Source organism: Actinoplanes sp. NPDC048791, assembly GCF_040650095.1.
Classification (GTDB): Bacteria; Actinomycetota; Actinomycetes; order Mycobacteriales; family Micromonosporaceae; genus Actinoplanes.
On the sequence record NZ_JBEZGQ010001739.1, the window covers coordinates 1 to 1045 of the forward strand.

Here is a 1045-nt window from a genome sequence, read left to right on the forward strand (position 1 = left end):
GCCGGGGCGTCTTCGCCCGGTGCGGTCGCGGCGAGCTTGCGGCGCAGCTCGGCGGCCTGCGGATGGCCGAGGTCGGCGAGGATCTCGTACGCCTGCCGCCACCGGTCGGCCGCGGTGTCGCCGTCCAGCAGGCTCTCGTGGACGTCGCCCAGGTGCCCGAGGATCTGGGCCTCCAGGGCCGGGTTGCCGAGGCGGCGGGCGAGCCGCAGACCGTCCTGCAGATGTCGGACAGCCTCGTCGACGTTGCCCAGCTGGTGCTGCAGCCAGCCGAGACTGTCCTGGGTCACGGCTTCGTTCGGGTAGTCACCGGCCCGCTGCTGCAGCGCGAGCGCCTCGACGTAGTACGGCAGCGCCTCGCGCAGCTCACCCCGCTGGGACAGGTACCAGCCCGCGGCCAGGCTCGCCTTGCCCGCCCACATCGGTGCGTCCACCTGACGGAACAGCGCCAGCGACTGCTCCACCTGCACCAGCGCGTCGTCCTGCCCGCCCTGCAACCAGCACAGGTACGACAGGATGAACAGGCACTCACCCTCGCCGGCCCGGTCATCGGCGGCCCGTACCAGCTCGAGGGCCTGGCCCATGTGCTCCCGGGCCGCCGCGAACCGCTGCCGGCGGCCGTCCGCCACGGCGAGGAACGAGTACGCGTACGCCAGGGCCGGCCCGTCGCTGAGTGCCTCGGCCGCCTGCAGGGCCACCGCCCAGGCCGCGCCCTCGTCGTCCCAGCGTCCCTGCTCGTTCAGGAACGTGTCCAGCGCCCAGCTCAGCTGCCACGCCTGCGCGTCCAGCCCTTCGTCCTTGGCCTGCCGCACCGCCGCCAGCAGCGCCTCGCGTTCGTTGCGCAACCAGCTCAGCGCCGTCTTCAGGTCGTCGAGGGGTTCCGGCCGGGCCCCGTCGGCCGGGTGGTCCAGCGACAGCGGGATCGGCGCCCGGGCCGGGTTCAGCACCAGATCCGCGTGGTACGCGGTGTGCGTGTAGTGGTCCAGCAGCCGTTGCAGCGCGGCCCGCCGGTCGCCGGCCGGGTCGGTGCGGCGGACGAGCTCACCCG

The 1045-nt window shown here is 74.0% G+C and carries 1 protein-coding gene; it reads right to left on the bottom strand.

Going from position 1 to position 1045, the window contains the following annotated elements:
- Positions 1 to 1045 (bottom strand): tetratricopeptide repeat protein (locus tag AB0C29_RS50080; RefSeq protein ID WP_360835664.1); only part of this gene is annotated, 1045 nt, incomplete at both ends.